Annotated in this window: 21 protein-coding genes, 1 tRNA gene, 1 other RNA gene and 1 pseudogene; 8 read left to right on the top strand and 16 right to left on the bottom strand. The window is 72.3% G+C overall.

Going from position 1 to position 20,926, the window contains the following annotated elements; translation table 11 throughout:
* Window positions 1–279 (top strand): annotated as a pseudogene (locus EDM22_RS19530) (hypothetical protein); the annotation flags it as partial.
* A gap of 20 nt (window positions 280–299) precedes the next feature.
* Here EDM22_RS19530 and EDM22_RS09195 read toward each other — a convergent pair.
* The gene (locus EDM22_RS09195; RefSeq protein ID WP_122936763.1) at window positions 300–1,607 is read right to left on the bottom strand and encodes an MFS transporter; all 1,308 of its coding nucleotides are present in this window, start codon (window positions 1,605–1,607) and stop codon (window positions 300–302) included.
* Window positions 1,608–1,646: 39 nt separating this feature from the next.
* On the opposite strand from EDM22_RS09195, the gene prfB reads away from it, so the two are divergent.
* Entirely contained in the window at window positions 1,647–2,756 is a 1,110-nt protein-coding gene (gene prfB, locus EDM22_RS09190; RefSeq protein WP_122936762.1) for a peptide chain release factor 2, read from the top strand.
* A 12-nt stretch (window positions 2,757–2,768) separates the two neighbouring features.
* On the opposite strand, the gene EDM22_RS09185 is transcribed toward prfB, so the two are convergent.
* Window positions 2,769–3,548 carry a gamma-glutamyl-gamma-aminobutyrate hydrolase family protein gene (locus EDM22_RS09185; protein WP_170964074.1) on the bottom strand — a complete coding sequence of 260 codons (780 nt, stop codon included), beginning with the start codon at window positions 3,546–3,548 and terminating at the stop codon, window positions 2,769–2,771.
* Between the two features lie 163 nt (window positions 3,549–3,711).
* Between EDM22_RS09185 and ftsE the strand changes: the two genes are divergently transcribed.
* The 4 genes from ftsE (at window position 3,712) to EDM22_RS09165 (ending at window position 7,151) form a co-directional block, all read left to right on the top strand.
* Window positions 3,712–4,761 carry a cell division ATP-binding protein FtsE gene (ftsE, locus tag EDM22_RS19835; RefSeq protein ID WP_212591922.1) on the top strand — a complete coding sequence of 350 codons (1,050 nt, stop codon included), beginning with the start codon at window positions 3,712–3,714 and terminating at the stop codon, window positions 4,759–4,761.
* A complete protein-coding gene (ftsX, locus tag EDM22_RS09175) occupies window positions 4,758–5,669 on the top strand; it encodes a permease-like cell division protein FtsX (RefSeq protein ID WP_122936760.1) in 912 nt (303 codons plus the stop codon). Before ftsE ends, ftsX begins: the two co-directional genes overlap by 4 nt.
* 121 nt (window positions 5,670–5,790) lie before the next feature.
* Window positions 5,791–6,267 (top strand): SsrA-binding protein SmpB, encoded by a 477-nt coding sequence (smpB, locus tag EDM22_RS09170; RefSeq protein ID WP_122936759.1) that lies wholly within the window; start codon window positions 5,791–5,793, stop codon window positions 6,265–6,267.
* Between the two features lie 143 nt (window positions 6,268–6,410).
* Complete coding sequence (locus EDM22_RS09165) at window positions 6,411–7,151, top strand: tyrosine-protein phosphatase (protein ID WP_122936758.1); 741 nt, start codon at window positions 6,411–6,413, stop codon at window positions 7,149–7,151.
* Between the two features lie 15 nt (window positions 7,152–7,166).
* On the opposite strand, the gene EDM22_RS09160 is transcribed toward EDM22_RS09165, so the two are convergent.
* Window positions 7,167–7,856, bottom strand: a complete 690-nt coding sequence (locus EDM22_RS09160; RefSeq protein WP_122936757.1) for an SIMPL domain-containing protein — start codon at window positions 7,854–7,856, stop codon at window positions 7,167–7,169.
* 195 nt (window positions 7,857–8,051) lie between these two features.
* Between EDM22_RS09160 and ssrA the strand changes: the two genes are divergently transcribed.
* Window positions 8,052–8,421: a transfer-messenger RNA gene (ssrA, locus tag EDM22_RS09155) on the top strand.
* A 172-nt stretch (window positions 8,422–8,593) separates the two neighbouring features.
* On the opposite strand, the gene EDM22_RS09150 is transcribed toward ssrA, so the two are convergent.
* The 3 genes from EDM22_RS09150 to EDM22_RS09140 all read right to left on the bottom strand — a co-directional run bounded on the left by EDM22_RS09150 (window position 8,594) and on the right by EDM22_RS09140 (window position 10,776).
* Window positions 8,594–8,890 (bottom strand): hypothetical protein, encoded by a 297-nt coding sequence (locus EDM22_RS09150; RefSeq protein ID WP_122936756.1) that lies wholly within the window; start codon window positions 8,888–8,890, stop codon window positions 8,594–8,596.
* A 111-nt stretch (window positions 8,891–9,001) separates the two neighbouring features.
* Complete coding sequence (locus tag EDM22_RS09145; RefSeq protein ID WP_122936755.1) at window positions 9,002–9,925, bottom strand: LLM class F420-dependent oxidoreductase; 924 nt, start codon at window positions 9,923–9,925, stop codon at window positions 9,002–9,004.
* Between the two features lie 2 nt (window positions 9,926–9,927).
* On the bottom strand, window positions 9,928–10,776 hold the full coding sequence (locus tag EDM22_RS09140) for an inositol monophosphatase family protein (RefSeq protein ID WP_122936754.1): 849 nt from the start codon (window positions 10,774–10,776) through the stop codon (window positions 9,928–9,930).
* Window positions 10,777–10,890: 114 nt separating this feature from the next.
* On the opposite strand from EDM22_RS09140, the gene EDM22_RS09135 reads away from it, so the two are divergent.
* Window positions 10,891–10,963 (top strand) — tRNA-Lys (locus EDM22_RS09135).
* Between the two features lie 72 nt (window positions 10,964–11,035).
* On the opposite strand, the gene EDM22_RS09130 is transcribed toward EDM22_RS09135, so the two are convergent.
* From EDM22_RS09130 to EDM22_RS09085, 10 genes are all read right to left on the bottom strand, one after another.
* Window positions 11,036–11,818: a uracil-DNA glycosylase family protein gene (locus tag EDM22_RS09130; protein WP_122936753.1), complete on the bottom strand. Its 783-nt coding sequence runs from the start codon at window positions 11,816–11,818 to the stop codon at window positions 11,036–11,038.
* Between the two features lie 65 nt (window positions 11,819–11,883).
* Window positions 11,884–12,648, bottom strand: a complete 765-nt coding sequence (locus tag EDM22_RS09125) for a hypothetical protein (protein WP_122936752.1) — start codon at window positions 12,646–12,648, stop codon at window positions 11,884–11,886.
* 13 nt (window positions 12,649–12,661) lie between these two features.
* Window positions 12,662–14,884 carry a M64 family metallopeptidase gene (locus EDM22_RS09120; protein WP_170964073.1) on the bottom strand — a complete coding sequence of 741 codons (2,223 nt, stop codon included), beginning with the start codon at window positions 14,882–14,884 and terminating at the stop codon, window positions 12,662–12,664.
* Between the two features lie 159 nt (window positions 14,885–15,043).
* Window positions 15,044–15,616 (bottom strand): GNAT family N-acetyltransferase, encoded by a 573-nt coding sequence (locus EDM22_RS09115; RefSeq protein ID WP_212591921.1) that lies wholly within the window; start codon window positions 15,614–15,616, stop codon window positions 15,044–15,046.
* Between the two features lie 53 nt (window positions 15,617–15,669).
* The gene (locus EDM22_RS19830) at window positions 15,670–16,446 is read right to left on the bottom strand and encodes a metal-dependent hydrolase (RefSeq protein WP_212591920.1); all 777 of its coding nucleotides are present in this window, start codon (window positions 16,444–16,446) and stop codon (window positions 15,670–15,672) included.
* 100 nt (window positions 16,447–16,546) lie between these two features.
* Window positions 16,547–17,140 carry an energy-coupling factor transporter transmembrane component T family protein gene (locus tag EDM22_RS09105; RefSeq protein WP_122936748.1) on the bottom strand — a complete coding sequence of 198 codons (594 nt, stop codon included), beginning with the start codon at window positions 17,138–17,140 and terminating at the stop codon, window positions 16,547–16,549.
* Between the two features lie 16 nt (window positions 17,141–17,156).
* Window positions 17,157–17,837, bottom strand: a complete 681-nt coding sequence (locus EDM22_RS09100; RefSeq protein WP_122936747.1) for an energy-coupling factor ABC transporter ATP-binding protein — start codon at window positions 17,835–17,837, stop codon at window positions 17,157–17,159.
* Complete coding sequence (locus tag EDM22_RS09095; protein WP_122936746.1) at window positions 17,834–18,997, bottom strand: thiolase family protein; 1,164 nt, start codon at window positions 18,995–18,997, stop codon at window positions 17,834–17,836. Before EDM22_RS09095 ends, EDM22_RS09100 begins: the two co-directional genes overlap by 4 nt.
* Window positions 18,994–20,223 (bottom strand): AMP-binding enzyme, encoded by a 1,230-nt coding sequence (locus EDM22_RS09090; protein ID WP_138708056.1) that lies wholly within the window; start codon window positions 20,221–20,223, stop codon window positions 18,994–18,996. Before EDM22_RS09090 ends, EDM22_RS09095 begins: the two co-directional genes overlap by 4 nt.
* Entirely contained in the window at window positions 20,220–20,861 is a 642-nt protein-coding gene (locus EDM22_RS09085) for a biotin transporter BioY (RefSeq protein WP_122936744.1), read from the bottom strand. The genes EDM22_RS09090 and EDM22_RS09085 overlap by 4 nt, the downstream gene beginning before the upstream one ends.
* Window positions 20,862–20,926 lie beyond the last annotated feature (65 nt).

Below are 20,926 nucleotides of genomic sequence, written 5' to 3'. Positions count from 1 at the left end.
GAAGCCGACGCGCGTGACGCGCGCGACCGCGCCGGCGACGCCGAGCGCGCGCTCGCCGACGCGGAGGAGGCGCTGCACGACGCCGAGTCCCGTGCCGACCGGCTGCGCGCCGAACGCGACGGGATCGAAGCGCGCCTGCGCGAGCTCCGCACCGAGATCGCCGCAGCCGAGCGCGACGAGCGCGAGGCGGAGCGCGCGCACGCGAAGGCCGCCACCGCGGCGGACCGTGCTCGCGACCACGCCGAGGCGGCCGAAGCGGCGCGCGACCGGCTCACCTGAGCGCCGGCGCAGCAGGTGGTTCAGTCGGCCCGCGTGCCGCGGTCGCCGCTCGGCGGCTCGGCGTCGCCTGGCCGCGGCCGGCGCGGCACGTAGCGCGGCACGTATCGCCACATGACCGCCGCGCCCACCAACCCGACCACGCCCATCGTCGCGCTCGCCGCCATGATCGACACCGCCGACGTGATGGCCGCGATGACGAGCGGCGCCACCGCCCCGCCGGCGTCGGCGATCGTGCGGTACGCGCCGAGGAACGGCGCGGGGTGCGCCTTCGGCGCGAGGTCGGCGCCGAGCGTGAGCATCACCCCGCTCGAGAGCCCGTTCGCCACGCCGAACAGCACCGCGACGCCGGTGAACCAGGCCGCGGCATCCGGGAGGTCGTGGGTGAACGCGAGCACGAGGTGGCCGATCGCGAGGCCCACGAGGCCGGGGATCGCGCCCCAGAGCCGGCCGAAGCGGTCCATGAGCTGCCCGCTCACGTAGAAGAGCGCGAAGTCGATCGCCCCCGAGATGCCGATGACGAGCGCGGCGGTCTCGGGCGGCATCCCGATCGACACGGCCCAGAGCGGCAGGATCACCATGCGGCTCGCGCGGATCGCGGCGAGCAGTCCGATGCCCGAGCCGATGCGTACGAGCACCTCGCGGTGCGTCGCGATCGCGCGGAACACGCCCTGCGCTGCGGCATCCGCCTCGATCTCGCCCTCGGTACGGCCGGTTCCGGATGCCGCGCGCGCGAGCCTCGCCGCACCGAACACGCGCTCGGGGTCGGGCAGCAGGAGCAGCACGACGACCACCGCGAAGCACGCCGCCACGAGCACCCAGAACACGCTCTCGGGCGACCCCGTGGCGGCGATGAGCGCCGCCGCGACGAACGGGCCCACCGCCCAGCCCGCGCGGAACACGCCCCCGAGCGTCGAGAGCGCTCGCGCCCGCACGCCGGCGGGCACGTAGCTCGTGAGGAACGCGTGCCGTGCGAGCCCGAACACCGCGGTCGCGAGGCCGAGCAGGAACACGCCGATGCCGAGCGCGAGCTCCGTGGGCGCCGCCAGGGCGATGAGCACCCCGACCACGGCGAGCATCGCGGCGCCGATCATCGCGTTGCGCTCGCCGATGCGGGCCACGAGCCACCCGGCCGGCAGGTCGCCGATGAGCCCGCCGACCAGGAGCATGGCCGCGATGAGGCCCGCGAGCGCGAGCGAGGCGCCCCGCTCGGTCGCGACCACGGGGATGACGGGGATGATCGCGCCCTCGCCGAGCGAGAACAGGAGCGTCGGCAGGTAGGCGGGGAGGATGATCGAGCGCCACGAGAACGGTGGCGTGGAGGCGGTCATCACCTCGATGCTATGCCCGGCGACTAGGCTGGGGAGGCCATGTTGGATCTTGACCTCACGCAGGAGATCGCCGCGCTGCGCTCCACCTTCAACGACATCCGTTCCGTCGTCGACGTCGACGCCCTCGAGGCGGAGATCGCCCGGCTCTCCGAGGCCGCGGGCGCCCCCGACCTGTGGGACGACACCGAGAAGGCCCAGAAGGTGACGAGCGCGCTCAGCCACCGCCAGTCGGAGCTCGCCCGGGTGACGGGCATCGACTCGCGCCTCGACGACCTCGAGGTGCTCATCGAGATGGCGCAGGAGGCCGACGACGAGGAGACCGCCGCCGAGGCGCGCACCGAGCTCATCGCCCTGCAGAAGGCCATCGGCGACCTCGAGGTGCAGACGCTGCTCGACGGCGAGTGGGACGCACGTCCCGCGGTCATCACGATCCGCGCGGGCGCCGGCGGGGTGGATGCTGCGGACTTCGCCGAGATGCTCATGCGCATGTACCTGCGCTGGGCCGAGAAGCACGGCTACAACGCCACCGTCATGGACACGAGCTACGCCGAGGAGGCGGGCATCAAGTCGGCCACCTTCGAGATCGACGCGCCGTATGCGTTCGGCACCCTCTCGGTCGAAGCGGGCACGCACCGCCTCGTGCGCATGAGCCCGTTCGGCGCGGCCGGCAAGCGGCAGACGAGCTTCGCCGCGGTCGAGGTCATCCCCCTCATGGAGGAGGCGCAGGAGATCGAGATCCCCGAGAACGACATCCGCGTCGACGTCTTCCGCTCCTCGGGCCCCGGCGGCCAGTCGGTCAACACCACCGACTCAGCCGTGCGCATCACCCACCTCCCGACCGGCCTCGTCGTGTCGATGCAGAACGAGAAGTCGCAGATCCAGAACCGCGCGGCCGCCATGCGCGTGCTCGCGTCGCGACTGCTCCTGCTGCAGAAGGAGCAGGAGGCCGCCCAGAAGAAGGAGCTCGCAGGCAACATCACCGCGAGCTGGGGCGATCAGATGCGCTCGTACGTGCTCGCGCCGTACCAGATGGTGAAGGACCTGCGCACCGACTACGAGGAGGGCAACCCCTCGAAGGTGTTCGACGGCGACCTCGACGGGTTCATCGCCGCCGGCATCAAGTGGCGCAAGCGCAAGACCGAGGACTGAGCTCCGGCCCGATCAGCGCCGGGAGTCCGAGGCGCTGACGGTCGCCCGCCCGCCCGCCCGGGTCTTCGCATGCTCCGCCGCTGCGGCGATGAACGCCCGGATGAGCGCGATCCCCTCGGGGTCGAGCCGTTCCTCCGGGTGCCACTGCACGCCGAGGCAGAAGGCGCCCTCGGTGGTCTCGACGGCCTCGACCACTCCGTCGGGCGCGAACGCCGAGGCGACGAGCCCCTCACCGAGCACGTCCACGCCCTGGTGGTGGTGCGACGCGATGTCGAACTCGTCGTCGTGGGTGATCCTGCTGAGCAGCGTTCCCGGTGAGATGGCGACGGGATGCGACGTGCGCGTGCCCAGCTCCGGGGAGCGATGCGGCGTGAGGTCGAGCCGGTCGCCGAGGTGCTGCTCGAGGGTGCCGCCGAACGCGACGTTGATGACCTGCATGCCGCGGCACGCACCGAGCACGGGGACGCCGCGCTCGCGGGCCAGCCGGGCGAGTGCGATCTCGAGTTCGTCGCGGATGCGCAGCGGCGGATCGTTGCTCGGGTGCGCCTCGCTGCCGTAGATCGTCGCGTCGAGGTCGCGGCCCCCCGGCAGGAACAGCCCGTCGACGAGGTCGAGCAGGCGCCCGGGGTCCTCGACGTGCACGTCGACGCTCGGGAACAGGAGCGGCGCACCGCCCGCCTCCTGGATCGCCGAGACATAGGTGTGCGAGATGGCATCGGTGGGGATGTCCACCCACGCGCCGTAGCTCGCGGCCTTGCGATCGGCGACGATGCCGATGAATGGAACGGCCATGATCACTCCCGGAACCGCGTCAGTCCCGACATCCAACCTACGCATCTCGCCCGTGCCGTGCACGGTGGATCGTCGACGCGTCCGCGCGTCGCCGCGCTGCAATCCGTGAGTTGGGCGAGTCGTGGTGTGGATCGTCACGGCGCTGCTTAAGCTCGACACCGACATGATCCGCTTCGACTCCGTCACCAAGACCTATCCGGGCCAGAACCGGCCTGCACTGAACGACATCGAGGTCGAGATCCTCCGCGGCGAGTTCGTCTTCCTCGTCGGCGCATCGGGATCCGGCAAGTCGAGCTTCCTGCGGCTGATCCTCAAGGAGGAGAAGCCGTCGAAGGGCCGGATCCACGTGCTCGGGCAGGACCTCGGCACGATCTCGAGCCGCAAGGTGCCGTACTTCCGCCGCAACCTGGGCGTCGTGTTCCAGGACTTCCGGCTGCTGCCCAACAAGAACGTCTTCGAGAACGTGGCGTTCACGCTCCGGGTCATCGGCAAGTCGCGCGGCTTCGTGCAGGCGGCCGTTCCCGAGACGCTCAAGCTCGTGGGCCTCGACGGCAAGGGCAAGCGGATGCCGCACGAGCTCTCGGGCGGCGAGCAGCAGCGTGTCGCCATCGCCCGCGCCATCGTCAACAAGCCGCAGATCCTGCTGGCCGACGAGCCGACGGGCAACCTCGACCCGGTGACGAGCGCCGGCATCATGACGCTCCTCGAGCGCATCAACGCCTCGGGCACGACCGTGGTCATGGCCACCCACGAGGCCGGCATCGTCGACCAGATGCAGCGGCGCGTCATCGAGCTCTCGGCGGGCGAGGTGGTGCGCGACGAGCGCAGCGCCGGCTACGGCCAGGCCGCCGAGGACGCCGAGCACGTGGAGCCGATCGCCGCCGAGGCCATCCACGCCGCGGCACCGAAGGTGGCCGTCGACGTCATGCGCGACGCGCAGCCCCTCTACGTCGAGCCCGAGGAGGCGAGCGACGACGTCACCGACGAGGCGGCCGCGATCACCGCCGCCGCGACCGGCGTGGTGCCGCGCCTCGGCGAGGAGCAGGGCGGCTCCGCGGATGACGCCGACGCGTCGACGCCGGCGGGCAGGCCGGCCTCGCCCGTGGGCGACGGCGCGACATCCCACCTCACCCTCGCGGAGCGACTCGGCCTGCGGGCACCCGGCGGCCCGCGCGCGGGCGACGACGAGCAGGAAGTGGGGCCCGTCAAGTGAGGTTCGGACTCGTGCTCGCCGAGGTCGGCAACGGCCTGCGGCGCAATGCCTCGATGGTCGTGTCGGTCGTGCTCGTCACGTTCGTGTCGCTCACGTTCGTGGGCACCGCCGCGCTGCTGCAGCTGCAGATCGCGCAGATGAAGAACTACTGGTACGACCGCGCCCAGGTGGCCGTGTACCTGTGCACCTCGGTGTCGACCGCACCCGGCTGCACCGACGGCCAGGCGACCGACGAGCAGAAGGCCGCCGTCGAGGCGCAGCTCAATTCCGACACCCTGAAGCCGTTCATCGACGAGTACTACTTCGAGGACCAGCAGCAGGCGTACGAGAACTTCCAGAAGCAGTTCGCCGACACCCCGGCCGCCGACTACGTCACCCCCGAGGTGCTCAACGAGACCTTCTGGGTGAACCTCGTCGATCCGTCGCAGTCGGCGGTGCTCGTCGAGAGCCTCGCCGGCATGGCGGGCGTCGAGCAGGTCGTCGACCAGCGCCGGTACCTCGACCAGATCTTCGACGTGCTCAACGTCGCGAGCTACACCGCGGTGGCGATCGCCGCGATCATGCTCGTGGCGGCGGCGCTGCTCATCGCCACGACGATCCGCCTCTCGGCGTTCTCGCGGCGCAAGGAGCTCGGCATCATGCGGCTCGTCGGCGCCTCCAACCGGTTCATACAGACGCCGTTCGTGCTCGAGGGGGTGTTCGCCGGGCTCATCGGCTCGCTCCTCGCGGGTGCGGCAGTGGTGGGCATCGTGCAGTTCTTCGTGCAGGGCTACCTCGCGAAGAGCCTGTCGTTCACCTTCGTCGATCTCGGCGATGCCCTGCTCGTCGTGCCGCTCCTCGTCGGCGTGGGCGTGCTGCTCGCCGCCGTCTCGGCCGCGATCGCGATCTCGCGCTACCTGCGGGTGTAGCCGGGGCCGAGCACCGGCACGGCGTGGGCACGACCGCCGGCGGATGCCGCGGCATCCGCTAGACTGAACGGCTGCCCGGCACCGGCCGGGCGGCATCCGTCATCGAAGCGAGGAGTGCGCCGTGCCCAGGGAACGTGGTGAGAAGGTCGTGGCGACCAACCGCAAGGCGCGCCACGACTACACCATCGAGGACACGTACGAGGCCGGCATCGTGCTCACCGGCACCGAGGTGAAATCCCTTCGCGAGGGCCGGGCGTCGCTCGTCGACGGCTACGCGTTCATCGACGGCGGCGAGATGTGGCTCGACGCCGTGCACATCCCCGAGTACACCGAGGGCACCTGGAACAACCACGCGCCCCGTCGCAAGCGCAAGCTGCTGCTGCACAAGCAGGAGATCATCAAGATCAGCCACAAGACGAAAGAGGGCGGCTACACGCTCGTGCCGCTGAAGATCTACTTCAGCGACGGCCGGGCGAAGGTCGAGCTCGCCATCGCGAAGGGCAAGCGCGAGTACGACAAGCGCCAGGCGCTGCGCGAGCGGCAGGACAAGCGCGAGGCCGACCGGGCCATGGCGAGCCGCCGCAACCTCGGCGACTGACGCGCTCGTGCCCACGACGAGCCGCGCGGGCGCGGTTGCCGGTCGAGCGGATGCCGCGTGGCGCGGCGGTCGAGCCGGCCTCCCCGGCCGTTCGGGGCAGCCTCACAGCCGTGCTGTCGTGGCGCGGAGGTAGGCTCGGCGCGATGGAGACCTCGACCCGCATCCCCGTTCCGGGGACCTACAACTTCCGCGACGTGGGCGGACTGCCGGCGCGCTCCGGCGTCGTGCGCCGCGGGGCGCTCTACCGGTCCGACGGACTCCACCGTCTCGGCGAGGAGGGCCGAGCGGAGCTGCGGGAGCTCGGTGTCGGTGTCGTGATCGACCTCCGCGACGAGAACGAGGCACGGCTCATGCCCGACGACCTCGAAGGGCTCGACGTCGAGGTGTTGCGACTGCCCGTGTTCGAGGGCTCGGGCGCCTCGCAGGGCCGAGGGGGCATCACGCTCGAGGCCCTCTACCTGCGCATCGTGAGACAGCACTCGTCCGTCGTCGTGGAGGCGGTGCGCGAGATCGCCTCGACGCCCGACGACCGCGCCGTGGTCGTGCACTGCACCGCCGGGAAGGACCGGACCGGCGTCGTCGTCGCGCTCACGCTCCTCGCAGCCGGCGTCGACCGCGAGGCCGTGCTGCACGACTACGCCCAGACCGAGGCGCACCTCGCGGGGGAATGGCTGGAGGGCATGGTCGAGATGATCGGGCGCTACGGCGTGCCCGACAGCCCCGAGCTGCGAACGCTCATGGGGGCGAGCCCGCGCGAGGCACTCGAGTCGGCGCTCGACGAGGTCGAGCGGACGCACGGGTCGGTGCGCCAGTACCTGCTCGAGTCGGGTCTCGACCTGCAGGACCTCGCGGCCCTCGAGCGCCTGCTCATCGAACCCCGCTGAGCGTGCGGCGCAGCGCTACTGCGTGGCCCGCTCCGCCTGGAACCTGGCGTGCACGGTCGCGCCGATGGTGATGTGCTCGGGAGTGAACTCGATCGCGCCGCCGGAGTCCGACATCGCCTTCGCCATGCGCATGCCGGCCGGCGCCGGCGCGAACTCGGACGGCATCATCCCGGCTTCGAGCATTCCCGGGTCGGCGATGGCCACGGGCGACACGCCGCCGAGCCCGAGACTCCTCGCGTAGTCCTCGGCCTTGTGCACCGCGGAGGCGACCGCCTCGCGCCGCACGCGTGCGCGCAGCTCGTCGCGCGTCTGCTCGGTGAGCGCCCACTCGATGCCCTGCACGGTCACGCCGCCGACCAGCGCGACCCGGCTCGCCCACGCGGCGAGTGCCGCGAAGTCGGCGAACTTGGCCTCGATGGTCGTGGCGGTGGTGAAGACCGGCGGCAGGATCTTGCCTTCGGCGTTCCACGGCCGGCGCGACCACGTCTGCAGGGTCCCGCTCGACCACCAGGTGATCGGCGCAGGATGCTGCGCGGCGAGCTTGCGCAGCTCGTCGGCGATCGCGGTGTGCACGCGGGCGGCGGGTTCGAAGGACGCTGCCGTCTCGGGGCCCTCGAACGAGACGCCCAGGGTGACGGTGCCGCGTTCGGCGGGATGGTGGACCTCGCTCTTGCCCACGACGGTGATCAGCACGGGTTCGCTCATGGCCCCACGCTATCCGGCGGCGCAGCGGGCGGTCGAGTGGTGGATCGTCGAGCCGGGAATGGCGGGGGCACGGCGTATGTTCTAGACTGTGAGGCCGGGCAGAAGGCGTGCGAACGCATCGAAGCCCGGGATTGGAAACTCCACAGCGTGCGACAACGGCCCGTCAGGCTGACCCAGGTCAGCACGGCGGATCATGGGGATGATCGGTTTCGACATCGCCTGCGAACCCACGAGAAGCGGGCCGAGGATGCAGGGTTATCTCGTAAACGATCTCTGCAAAACAATAAGTGCCAATGCTAAGCGCACTGACTTCGCCCTCGCTGCTTAAGCGAGCCCGATAGTCCGTCAGCCCGGGTCTGTTCCCGCCCCGGTCGCTGGCGTCATCTAGGGAACTTGCTGCACGTCGTCGCCTGAGCGACGTGCGGGACTCTTCTCAGGCTGGGCCTGTCGACTTAGGTGCCTGTGGCAAAGGTCGAGGCCGAGCAGAACGCTTGCACAGGATGCGCCCGGAGAAGGCGTGGAATCACAGCGATGGACGGGGGTTCAATTCCCCCCATCTCCACCATCGGTCGTTGTCGCACGTTGCGAGTCTGCCGCGACGAAGGCCGCCCCCCGGGGCGGCCTTCGTCGCGTGTGGAGTGCCCTGGCATCCGTCACCGTCGGGTGCTCGCATCGAGCACCGTGCGAAGGATCGAGCACCGTGCGGACAGCCGGGAGCGATCCTCGGATGCGACGGCTCACTCCCTGCCGGGTGCCGCCTCGGGTGCGGGGCGGTCGCGCTCGCCGCCGGCGGCGTTGACGTGCCGGCGCGCCGACAATCGCCCGAGCCAGGACCGGACTCCCGATCGGGCTGGTGCGGCGTCGTCCGCGCGCTCGTCCGACTGCGCCGCCTCGGCTGCCGGTGCGCCGTCGGCGGCCGCGGCCACGGCCTCGGCGTCTCGCTGTTCTCGCCAGATGAGGTAGGCGAGATACGGGTCGTCTTCCGGACCCAGCGGTTGCTCGTCCGCGACCCGATGCCGTCGGCGCGTCATCATCGGTTCTTCCCCCATCGAGGCCCCCCGGCCTCGCATACAAGGGTACGCTGCTGCGCGCGCGACGGTGACCGCGATCCACGGCGGCGTCGGCGCGTGCGACGCACCCCGGCGTCACCGCAGGTGCGGCAGCACCTCCGCGGCGATGAGCTCGAGGTGCTCCAAGTCGCGCAGGTCGACGAGCTGCAGGTAGACGCGGTCGGCGCCGAGGTCGCGCAGGCGACGGAGCTTCTCCGCGGCCTGCTCCGGCGTGCCCGCGATGTTGACCTCGGCGAAGGTGTCGGGGTCGGCGTGGATCGCCCTGATGCGACGCAGGTAGGTCGCGTCATCCGTGGCGACCACCGTGGGCAGTGCGACGCTGGTGCGCAGCGTCGCCGGATCGCGCCCCGCCTCCTCGCATGCGCGGCGCACGCCGTCGAACTTCGCCGCGACCACGTCCTCGCCGACGAAGCCGATGTTGAACTCCGTGGCGTACCGTGCGGCGAGGGCCGGCGTGCGCTTCGGGCCGCCGCCGCCGATGATGAGCGGCATCCGCTGCTGCACCGGCTTGGGCAGGGCGGGGGAGCGCTCGAGCGTGTAGTGGCTGCCCGCGAAGTCGAACTCCTCGCCGACCGGGGTCGTCCAGAGGCCGGTGATGATCTCGAGCTGCTCCTCGAGCAGGCCGAATCGCCGCTCGGGGAACGGGATGCCGTAGGCGGCGTGCTCGGCGCCGAACCAGCCGGTGCCGAGGCCGAGCTCGGCGCGGCCGCCCGACATCGCGTCGACCTGCGCCACCTGGATCGCGAGCACGCTGGGGTGCCGGAAGGTCGCCGACGACACGAGGGTGCCGAGCCGGATGCGGCTCGTCTCGCGGGCGAGCCCCGCCAGCGTCGTCCAGGCATCCGTCGGGCCGGGCAGCGGGTCGCCGGGCCCCATGCGCAGGAAGTGGTCGCTGCGGAACCAGCCGTCGAACCCGAGGCGCTCGGCGCCCTGCGCCTGCGCGAGCTGGTGCTCGTAGCTCGCGCCCTGCTGCGGCTCGGTGAAGATGCAGAGCTGCATGGTCAGGCGCCGAGCTCCGCCTCGGTGGCCGCAGGGTCGTCGACGGGGCCGGATGCCGCGTGGCTCGCGAGCACGGCGATCACCGCGTCGTGCAGCACCCCGTTGGTCGCGAGGGCGCTGCCGTGTGCGGCCCCGGGTGCGCCCGTGACCGACGTGAAGCGCCCGCCCGCCTCCTCGACGATGGGGATGAGCGCCGCGAGGTCCCACTGCTTCACGTCGAACTCCGCGACGATGTCGACGAGCCCCTCGGCCAGCAGCGTGTACGCCCACAGGTCGCCGTAGGCGCGGTCGCGCCACACCTGCTCGCCGAGTGCGAGCAGCTGCTCGAGGTAGCCGGCGTCGCGCCACTGCGCGATGCTCTGGAAGCTCAGCGACGCGTCGGCGAGGTCGGCGACCTGCGACACGCGGATGCCGCGGGGCTCGCCCCCGGGCGCGTCGATCGTGAACGCGCCGAGGCCTCGGGCCGCCCACCAGCGCCGGCCGAGCGCGGGCATGGACGCGACGCCCACGACGGGCACCCCGTCGACCGTGAGCGCGATGAGCGCGCCCCAGACGGGGACGCCGCGCAGGAAGTTCGAGGTGCCGTCGATCGGGTCGACGATCCACTGCCGCGAGCCGGAGCCCGCGGTGCCGTACTCCTCGCCGAGCACGCCGTCGTCGGGGCGCCGCTCGGCGAGGAGCTCGCGCACGCCGCGCTCGACGGCGAGGTCGGCCTCGGTCACGAAGGTGCGATCGGGCTTCGTGTCGATGCGCAGGTCGACGTCGCGGAAATGCGCCAGTGCGGCCGCATCGGCGAGGTCGGCGAGTTCGAGGGCGAGGGCGAGGTCGTCGGCGAGGGCGTGGTCGGTCACCCGTTCAGGCTATCGCCGCGGCATCCGACTCGCCCGCCCGCTCGATTTCACATCGGGCCCCCGTACCTGATAACGTGGTCCCTCGGTTCGGGTTGCTGAAATCCGGCCCGAAACGCACCTCTAGCTCAATCGGCAGAGCAACTGACTCTTAATCAGTGGGTTCAGGGTTCAAGTCCCTGGGGGTGCACGGATCAGCCCCGACCTCTCGCCAGGTCGGGGCTTTTCTCATGTGCGCCTCCGGTGACGTCGATGGAGATCCTCAGGGGACCTCGATGGAGATGTTGGCCCGTTCGGTGCCCGGGGTGGGGGACATGCTCGCCCAAAAGTCCGTGCTGCGCATCCACGGCTGCAGGCCCATGGGAAGGTCGCGGCTCGGGATCTCCGGGAGCTCCGCCGCCGTGAAGTCGTTTCCGTAGGGCACGAGCGGCTTCGTCACGTCGGGGTGCTGGATCTTGGCGTGCAGGGCCTGCAGGGCGACGTTCCAGTTGTCGAGGAGGTCCTTCCGGGAGATCGGCCCGCCCGGCTTGTCGGCCGTGGGGTGCAGCGCCCGATGGTGGAAGGCCGTCACGCCCTGCCCGGCCGGCGTCGCGCGGAACGCCGTCCACGCGTTGAACGCGGGCGTGCCGAACGTGACGACCGCCTCGATCCTGCCCGGTGCGAGCGCCGCCTCCAGCCACTGGTCGCGATACGCCTGGATGTCGGGATCGTTCAGATGCGGCAGGGCCATGTTCTGGTTGAAGATCCCGTACAGGAAGGCGTTGATCATCAGGTAGCTCTTCGAGTACCCCAGCTTCTCGACGAAGCCCTGCACGCGGCGGCCGGCCTGGCCGGAGAGGATCCGGCGCGTGACCGCCTCGGTCTGGGCCGGGTCCTGGCCGATGACGAGCAGGCGCGCGGAGCCGTTCGCACGTCCGCGGTAGAAGATGGGCCCCCAGAGCGAGCGGAAGCCGTCGGCGCCGCGGAAGACGGTGTCGTCGGGATAGTTCCGGCACAGCGTCCGGAACGCGCCCGTGGGTCCGGTATCGAACGGATCAGTGATCATCGTGGCCTCCCTGCCTCGTTCCTGCACTGAGTCGAATGTGTCCCGGGTGCACGCGACCCGGAGGTTCAGTCGGCCGCGGTCTCGCGCCGCTTCCGATCCCCGCGCGGGCTGATCTCGCGCGGCAGGTCCTCCGGGCGGAGCCCGTCGGCGACCGCGACCGTGCGCAGTGCTCCGCGCTCGACGCGTTCGGCGATCGGCTCCCGGGCCGCAGCGTCGAGGACCAGGTGCTGCGTCGCCTCGTGCACGGCGATCACGATGCTCGCCGGGTCGAGTGCGGCGACGGCGGCGAGCGGCAGCCGCACCACCACGTCGTACGAACTCCGCCGGCTCACGCGATGGTCGTTCTCGACGCCGTCGGACGAATGGTCGGGGATCGCGATGTCGAGGCCGGGGTCGACGAGCGCCAGCACTGCGAGGGGGCCGTCCGGTCCGCGCACCTCGAGGAAGTTCGCGCCGCGCACGGTGGACTGCACGAGCGGCGGAGCGTCGACCACGGCGCTGTCGATCACCGAGATCCGCTCGCCCTCGACGCGCAGCACGAGCCGTACGCTCCGTGTGGCGTCGTCGCGTCCTGCTCCGCCGACGGGCTCGTTCGGCTTGCGCATGGGCCACTCCTGCCGGTCCTCGTCGGCTGCCGCGCGTCGGCGCGACGGCGTCTGCTTGCGCAGCCCAGTCTGCTCTTGGGCTTCGACGCCGTCGAGCGGACGCTTGGTCCCGCTCCTCGGCAGGGACGTGAGCGTTCGGCCGAGCGAGCGCGGCCGCTTCGCCTCGAGGTCGACCTGCTTGCGCGGCATCCGCTCGCCCTCGGTGTTCTCGGTGTCGTCGATCATGATCTGCTCCTCGTCACCAGTTGCGCCCGTGGCGGTAGTCGTGCAGCCACTGCTTGTAGATGCGCTCGAGGCGAACGGATGCGGTCGTGTCCATCGATCCCAGCCAGTCGCGGTTGTGCGCCAGGATGCCGACCGGTCCGGTCGGGACGACACGGTGGACCGGGCCGTGGGCCTGCTCGATGGCCGTTCCGTGGGAGGCCACGGCGATGCCGGAGTGCTCGGGCGACGCGACTGCATGCGCCGAGTGGGCGGCCTCGGCGACGGTTCCCGCTCCGAGCCGGGGCCGGGTGGGCGGCACGACGGTGAACTGGTCCTGGCGGCTCAGGTGCCACTCGCCGACCCAGTCCTCCTCCCAGTCGGCGCGCAGGTGCGTGCCGTCCGAGAGCATGCGACCCGCGTAGCCGACGCTCCAGTCGTGCGTGTTCCAGGCGAACAGCCCGACCTTGCCGCTGCCGGTCAGGTCCGCGGGCTCGAACTGGTCGCCGGCGCGGAGCCCGCCCCACCCGGGAACGTCGTCCTCGTAGAGGCGCACGCGCGTGAACCCGCTGCCGGTGGAGCGGAACATGCCGAGGTAGCGGCTCGACCAGTCCAGCCCGTTGAACAGGTAGAGGTCGTCCTTGCCGTCGCCGTCGAAGTCGCCGATGTAGATCCGGTCGTTCGTGGCGAACCCGCCCCAGCCGGGAAGGTCGTCGACGTAGAGGCGGATGGTGCGGAAGCCGCTCCGCTGGAGGCGGAGGATGCCGAGGAACTTCTCGCTCCAGTCCCGGCCGTTCCAGATGAGCACGTCGTCGCGGCCGGTGCCCGAGAAGTCACCCGCCGAGAACATGTCCCACGGTGCGAGCGCGCCCCAGCCCGGCAGCTCGTTCTCGTAGAAGCGGGTCAGCCGGAATCCCCGTCCCGTCGACGTGAGGAGGGCGACGTACCGGCTCGACCAGTCGGCGAGGTTGTAGATGAGGAGGTCCTGCTTGCCGTCGCCGTCGAAATCGCCGACGAGGAACCGATCGTTGCGGGCGAAGCCGCCCCAGCCCGGGATGTCGCCGTCGTAGCGGGCGAGCAGGTGGAGGGTGCCGTCGAGTCGCACCTCGAAGAGCCCGAGGTAGGGGATCGGGAAGTCGACCGAGTTGTAGACGACGACCTCGTCCCTGCCGTCGCCGTCGAAGTCGCCGGTGAAGAACTGGTCGCCGGGCTTCACGTCCCAGCCGGACATGGCGTCGGCGGTCGTGTGGACGTGCTGCCAACTGTCGCCGGCCTGGCGGTAGAGGGTGATCGAGCGATCCCCGTACTCGAGGAACTCCGGCGCGCGATCCGGGGTGAAGTGGCCGGCGGCGAGGCGACGGAAGCTGCGGCCGGTGGTCTCGTGGTGCACGCGTTTGAGCTCGGTGTAGCAGACGGGGCAGAACTCGTTCGGGTTCGTCTTCATGCGGCAGGCGATGGCGGGCCGGTAGATGCCGGTGGCGTACGTGTGTCCGCCCTCGAAGAGACCTGCGTCGAGCGAGTCGTCCCAGCCGGCCGGCTTCGCGCCTGCCGTGTACCCCGCGTCGGCGCCGATGCCGGTGGGAACGGGCGTCGCGGGGTCGACGAACTGCGCCCACTTGAGGCCGTTGAGGGTCTTCGTGATCGTCACGTTGACCTTCTTCGGCTCGCCCTCCTTCTTTCCGTCGTAGGCGCCCTTCGCGGACTTGCCGTACTCGTCCGCGAGGTCGCCGAACCCGTGGCCGAACTCGTGGGCGATCGTGTCCCAGTTCTCCGCCATCGTGACCTTGAGCACGGTGCCGCTGCGCAGCCCGCCGGGGAGCGTCGAATTGACGACGATGAGGGTGAAGTCGGCGCCCGGGGCCCACTTCTTCACGGCATCCTGGATGGCCTTCTGGGTCTTCGCGGAGTCCTCGAACCAGTCGTACCACCACTCCCCATTGGAGATGATGCCGAGCGCGGTGTCCTTCAGCGATTCGGTCTTCGTGTCGTCCGACTTCTTGGTGGGCGTTCCCATCAGGTTCCACGTCCGCGTGCTGGCGGCCGGATCCTTCGACTCGAGGTTGACGCGGATGATGTTCCACGCCGCCGAATCCTCGTTGTAGTAGCCGGAGCCGAAGACGGCGTCGATCACCTTGTCCTGCACGAACTTGTTGAAGGCCGCCTGGCCGGCCGCATCGAACCCGTCGCCGAGGATGGCCAGGGTCTTCCGTTTCGGATCATCGATTCCCACGTCCTGCAGGATGGTCGCGCTGTCAGCCATGACGTCGCCTTCCGTCGATGCGCCCAGCATCCTCTCGACGTGGGCTCGCCGGATCCGGGTTGGCACTGAGGGCCGGCACTGCAGGTCTGCACTGCGGCCGCGGGGGAGTATATGGCGGGCCGCGCAGCCGTTCGGGAGCGGGCAGGCCGCGGCATCCGCTCAGCTCTCGGGATGCTGCGGGGTGAGCGCCTTGCGGTAGACGACGAGGTCGCACTCGGTGGCGAGCATCGGCGCGAGCTCGGGATAGAGCTCGGCGAGGTGCCCGGTGCGCGCCTCGCGGTAGCCGATGCGGGTGTACCAGGCGCGGAGGAACTCCTTCGACGGATGCCGCCACGCGACCGGCACGAGCACCTCGAGCTGCATCTCGACGAATCCGCGCTCGATCGCCCACGCCTCGGCGAACGCCACCAGGGCGCGGCCGATGCCGAGCCCCCGCCTGGCCGGATCGGCGGCGAGCATGCCGAACTCCGCCGTCTCGCCGTCGAGGTGCTGCACGCGCACGGCTCCCACGATCCGATCGTCCGACCGTGCGGTCACGATCTGGCCCTCGCGGATCAGTTCGGCGAGCTCGTTCCGGCTCGTGCGGCGCGCGCCCGTGACCCAGAGCCCCGCCTCCGCGACCTCGTAGACCTCGTTGACGAGCTGGACGACGGCACTCACGAGCGCTGCGTCATCGGCCGACGCGGCCGGCTCGACGCCCACGCTGAGGGCGGTCGGAGGTGATGCGGTCACGCATCGCAGCGTACCTCCCGACGCGGGCCGCCCTCGCGCCGCACGAGCGTCGCTCACCCGAGCGCGAACAGCTGGATGCCGATGAGCCGCAGTCCCTCGTTCGCGAAACCTGCGTAGCAGTACAGTCCCAGCGCGGCGCCGAAGAGCGTCTCGCGGAGCGATCCGGTGTCGCCGAGCAGCGGGAGCGCGACGTAGCCGTTCGGCAGCCACATCCGGTTGAGCACGGGCACGGGGCGCAGCGCCTCGGGAGGCCGGGGCACCCATGGCCAGAGCAGGCCGGGCAGCCCGCCGGTCGTGAGGAAGTCGCCGGCGAGGTGCGCCGCGAACCCGAGCGTGACCGCGAGCGGGAACCAGGCGAGCTGCTCGGGCGCGAACACCACGATGAACGCCCCGAGCAGCGCGCCGAGCATCCAGGCGAGCCACCACGTGCGCACGAACCCGCGCGCCTTCAGGCCGAAGCACGTGAGCGCCGCGGTGCCGATGCCCGCGCCGACCGCGAGCGTGCCGAACTGCGCGGTCGTGAGGGTGAGCAGCGTGAGCGCCCACGCGCCGAGTGCCACGAGCGCCGCGCCGACCAGCGAATGCGCGCCGTGGCGATGCCCGCCCGAGAGCGTCTCGACCACCTCGGCGCTCGCGCGACCGAGCAGCGGGACCGACTGCGCGATGGTCGCGCTGTGGTGGTCGGCGTCGGGCAGGAGGGCGGCACCGGCGCACACCGCGGCGCCCGCGAGCACGCCGACGGGATCGAGGGGATACGCCCCGATGGTCAGGTACGGCAGCGTGCCGGTGATGGCGATCCACGCTGCGGCGCCACTCGTGGCGTGGGTCATTCCCATCATCCGGTGCTGGTCTCCTCGCTCGGCCGAGCACCCAGTCTGCCGGTCGCCGGCGACATCGCCCGACGGCCGCGCCGCGGCATCCGCGGGATGCTCAGTCGTCGAAGCCGCGCGCGGTGAGCGCCTCGCCGAGGTGGTCGGCGGTGCGCAGGGCCCGCACGATCACGGGCACCGCGAGGGCCGTGAGCGACCCCTCGGCGCCGCGGGCCCTGCGTGCCTCGAGCACCTCGCGCACGAGGTCGGCGAGCAGCGGCACGCAGCGGATCGTGAGGGCGAGCGCGAGGCCCACCCGGTCGGCGTCGACCCAGCGGCGGAACGGGCGCAGCAGCGCCTGCATGGCGTCGAGCGTCGCGGTCACGGGCGTCGTGAGGGTGTACACCGCGGCGAGGGCGACCGCGAGCACGAGCCGCACGGCCATGACCGCTGCGGCCTCCCAGCCGCCGAAGAGCACCTGCACGGGCACCGCGACGGCGAGCACCCAGAGGATCGGCACGACCTGCGACCAGGCCAGCCGCAGCGGGATGCGGGCGACGGCGACGAGCACGATCACGAGCACGGATGCCGCGCCGAGCACGATCGGCGACGGCGCCATCGCGACCACGGTGACGATCAGGGTGAGGAGCCCGAGCTTGAGGAGCGCGGGAGCGCGGTGCACGAGCGAGGTGCCGGGATGGAAGACGCCGATCATGGGTGCATCCGCCTCCTCATGCGATCAGCGCACGGTAGGCGTCGAGCGCCGGTCGCGGGGCGTCGTCGGCGACGACGCGGCCCGCCTCCATGACGATGACGCGGTCGAACCCCTCGAGCAGCTCGAGGTGGTGGCTCACGACGATGAGCTGCTGCTCGAGCGACGCGAAGTGCTCGGCGATGCGGCGGGCGTTGCGCGCGTCGAGCAGGGTCGTCGGCTCGTCGGCGACGACGATGTCCGGCTCCGCGACGAGGACCGACGCGATCGCGAGCAGCTGCTTCTGCCCGCCCGAGAGGCGGTGCGCCGGGCGGTCGGCGAGCTCGGTGAGCCCGAAGCGGTCGAGGACCGCGTCGACGCGGGCCGCGGCATCCGTCGCAGGCAGCTTGTGGCGGCGCAGCGTGAACGCGACGTCCTCGCGCACCGTGGGCATGACGATCTGGTTGTCGGCGTTCGTGAAGACGAAGCCGACCCGGCGGCGCACCTCGCGGGCGTGCCGCGCGAGGTCGAGGCCGTCGACAGTGACCCGGCCCGCCGTGGGCAGCACGAGGCCGTTGACCATGCGGGCGAGCGTGGACTTGCCCGAGCCGTTCGCGCCGACGATGCCGATGCGGTGCTCGCGCAGCACGAGGGAGACGTCGTCGACGACCGTCTCGGCGTCGAAGCGGTGGCTCACGTGGTCGAAGGCGATCTGGCTCATGCGGCACGCTCCACGATCATCGCGACGCCCTGGCCGCCGCCGATCGAGCACGCGGCGAGCCCGGCGCGGGCGTCGTCGGACGCGAGCATGCGCGCCGCGAGGCGCACGAGCAGCACGGCGCCCGATGCCCCCCACGGGTGACCGAGCGCGATGGCCCCGCCGTCGGCGGAGATGAGCTCCTCATCGAGGCCGAGCTCGTCGCTCACGGCGAGCACCTGCGCCGCGAACGCCTCGGTGATCTCGACGAAGCCGAGGTCGGCCGCGGTCATGCCCGCCCGGGCGAGGGCGGCGCGGGCCGCGGGCGCCGCACCGAGCCCCGGCAGGGCGGGATCGCCGCCGGCGACCGCCGCCGCCCGGATCCGCAGGGCGGGGAGGCCGAGCTCGAGCGCCACCGACTCGGCCGTCACCGCCATGGCGGCGGCGCCGTCGGAGAAGCCGCACGAGTTGCCGGCCGTGACCGTGCCACCGCGCCGGGCGCCGTCGCGTGCGTTCGACGCCGACGCCGGCGTGAACGCGGGTGCGAAGCGGGCGAGCCGCGCGAGGTCCATCGACGCACGGGGGCGGTCGTCGCGTGCGACGCCGTCGACCGGCACGATCTCGGCTTCGAAGACGCCGGATGCCTGCGCCGCGGCGGCGCGCGCGTGCGATCGCGCCGCCCACGCGTCCTGGCGGGCGCGCGAGATGCCGCGCACGGCCGCGAGCCGGTCGGCAGCCGGCCCCATGTCGGGGTCGGGGAACCCGCCGGGCGCGAACGGCGCACGCGTGTACCGCTCGCCCGAGTCGGGCCAATGGCGGTGCGGCGCCGTGGAGGCCGACTCGGCGCCGCCCGCGAGCACGAGCGCCGCATCGCCCGCGCGCACCCGCGAGGCTGCCTGCATGACCGCGTCGAGCCCGGACCCGCACTGGCGGTCGACGGTGACGCCCGGCACCGCCTCGCCGAGCCCGGCGCGGAGCGCGGCGACCCGGGCCACGTCGCCGCCCGGTCCCATGCAGTTCCCGAGCACGACGTCGTCGATGGCGAGCCCCGACGGAGCGACCGCCCGCGCCACGGCGGCGAGCACGGGCGCGGCGAGCGCGTCGACCGTGTGCCGGGCGAAGCCGCGGCCGGCGGTGCCGATCGCGGTGCGCCGCGCGGCGACGATGACGGGTGCCGCGGTCATGCGCCGGTCCGCTCGAACGCGATGGGGAAGGCGGGGCCGAGGGTGCCCGCCGCGAGCCCGTCCCGCAGCACGCCGCGGGCGACCTTGCCCGACCCGGTGCGCGGCAGCGCGTCGGCGACGAACCAGCGCCGCGGCAGCTCGACGGGCGAGAGCGACTCGTGCGCCGCGGTCACGACCCCGTCGAGCGCGGCGCCGGACGCGAGCTCGACGACGGCGACCACGCGCTCGCCGAGCAGCTCGTGCGGCTCGCCGAGCACGGCGGCCGCGGCCACGCCGGGCAGCGCGGCGATGCGCGCCTCCACGTCCTCGGCGAGCACGGTGGCTCCCGCGGTCGTGATCGCGGCGTCGCCGCGGCCGAGCACGCGGTACGCGCCGGACGGCAGGCGCTCGGCCAGGTCACCCACGGTCGCGAAGCCGGCGGCGTCGCGGCGCAGCATCCCACCGCCGAGCACGCCGAGGGCGAGGTACGGCGACCCGGCCCAGAGCTCTGTGCCGGATGCCACCGGGCGCAGCTCGACCTCGACGCCGGGGAACGGGCGCAGGCCATCGGCGTGCCCGGCGAGCACGAACGAGAGCTCGGCGGCCCCGTAGTACTCGGTCAGTCGGATGCCGCGGGCCGCCGCCGCGGATCGCACCCCATCGCTCATCGCCGCCCCCGCCACGACGGCCTTCGGCGGGCACGCGGCATCGCGGAGCGCCCGGGCGAGCCGCGTCGGCGTCGCGTGCATCGCGGTCGCGCCCGTCAGCGAGTCGCCCACGGACGCGCCGAGCCACAGTGCGTGCAGCGCCGCGTAGAGGTGCATCGAGACGTGGAGCGGCCCGGTCACCGCGATGCGGTCGGCGGGCGTGAGCGCGGCGAGCTCGGCGAGCGGGGCGGCCGAGGCGAGCCACGACGCGCTCGTGCGGGCGACCACGCGCGGGCTCCCGTCGGCGCTCGACGACCCGGAGGTGCGCAGCGCGAGCCCGGTGCCCCGCGGGAGCACCGTCGCGGTCCGCTCCGCCTGCTCGGCGGTTCCCCCCACGAGCACCGGGCGGCCGCGGTCGAGGCAGGCGAGCACGGTCGTGAGGAGCGCGACGGGATCGAGGCCCACGTCGCATCCGACGAGCCCGTCGCCTGCGGGGAGGCGCACGGCGTCGACCGATCGCGCGAGCTCGCCGTAGCTCACGACGTCGCCGCCGAACGCGAGGGCGACCCGCTTGCTCGAGTCGTGCAGCCAGTCGCTCATGCCGCGTCGGCGGCCTCCACGGCGCGGCGCCCCGGCCACGGCTTCGGCTCGATGAGCCCGGGCCAGGCGCGGTGCACGCCCTTCGCGACGAGCACGGTCACGACGACCTTGACGAGGTCGCCCGGCAGGAACAGTGCCGAGCCGGCGAGCGCGACCCCGAACGGGGTGCCCGTGATCCACGCGAGCAGCGGCACGCCGACCGCGTACACGACCACGATGCCGCCGAGGGCGGTCGCGAGCAGCGCGGGAAGGACCCGGTAGCGCGGCAGGAGCCGGGCCGTGAACCAGCCGATCACGGCGGCGCCGACGAGCCACCCGATGAGGTAGCCCACCGACGGGCCGACGAACACCGCGATGCCGCCGCGACCGCCCGAGAGCAGGGGCAGCCCCGCCGCGACGAGCGCGAGGAACAGCAGCACCGACAGGAACCCCTTGCGTGCGCCGAGGATCGCCCCGGCGAGCATGACCCCGAGCGTCTGGAACGTGATGGGCACCGCCGTGCCGCCGAGGTAGAGCGCGCCGGGCAGGCCGAGCGCGGCGATGAGCGCCGCGAACACGGCGATCTGGGCGAGGTCGCGGGCGGAGCTCCTGGCGGCGCTGCGGGCGGGCGCGGTGGCGGGCGTCTCGGTCACGGTCATCGTGGTCCCCTCGGTCGGCGGTGCGGGCGAAGTGCCCTGCGTTCACGCTACGAACGGCGGGGGAG

Source organism: Agromyces tardus (assembly GCF_003710805.1).
GTDB classification, from domain to species: domain Bacteria; phylum Actinomycetota; class Actinomycetes; order Actinomycetales; family Microbacteriaceae; genus Agromyces; species Agromyces tardus.
This window is presented reverse-complemented; position numbering and strand designations above follow the sequence as displayed.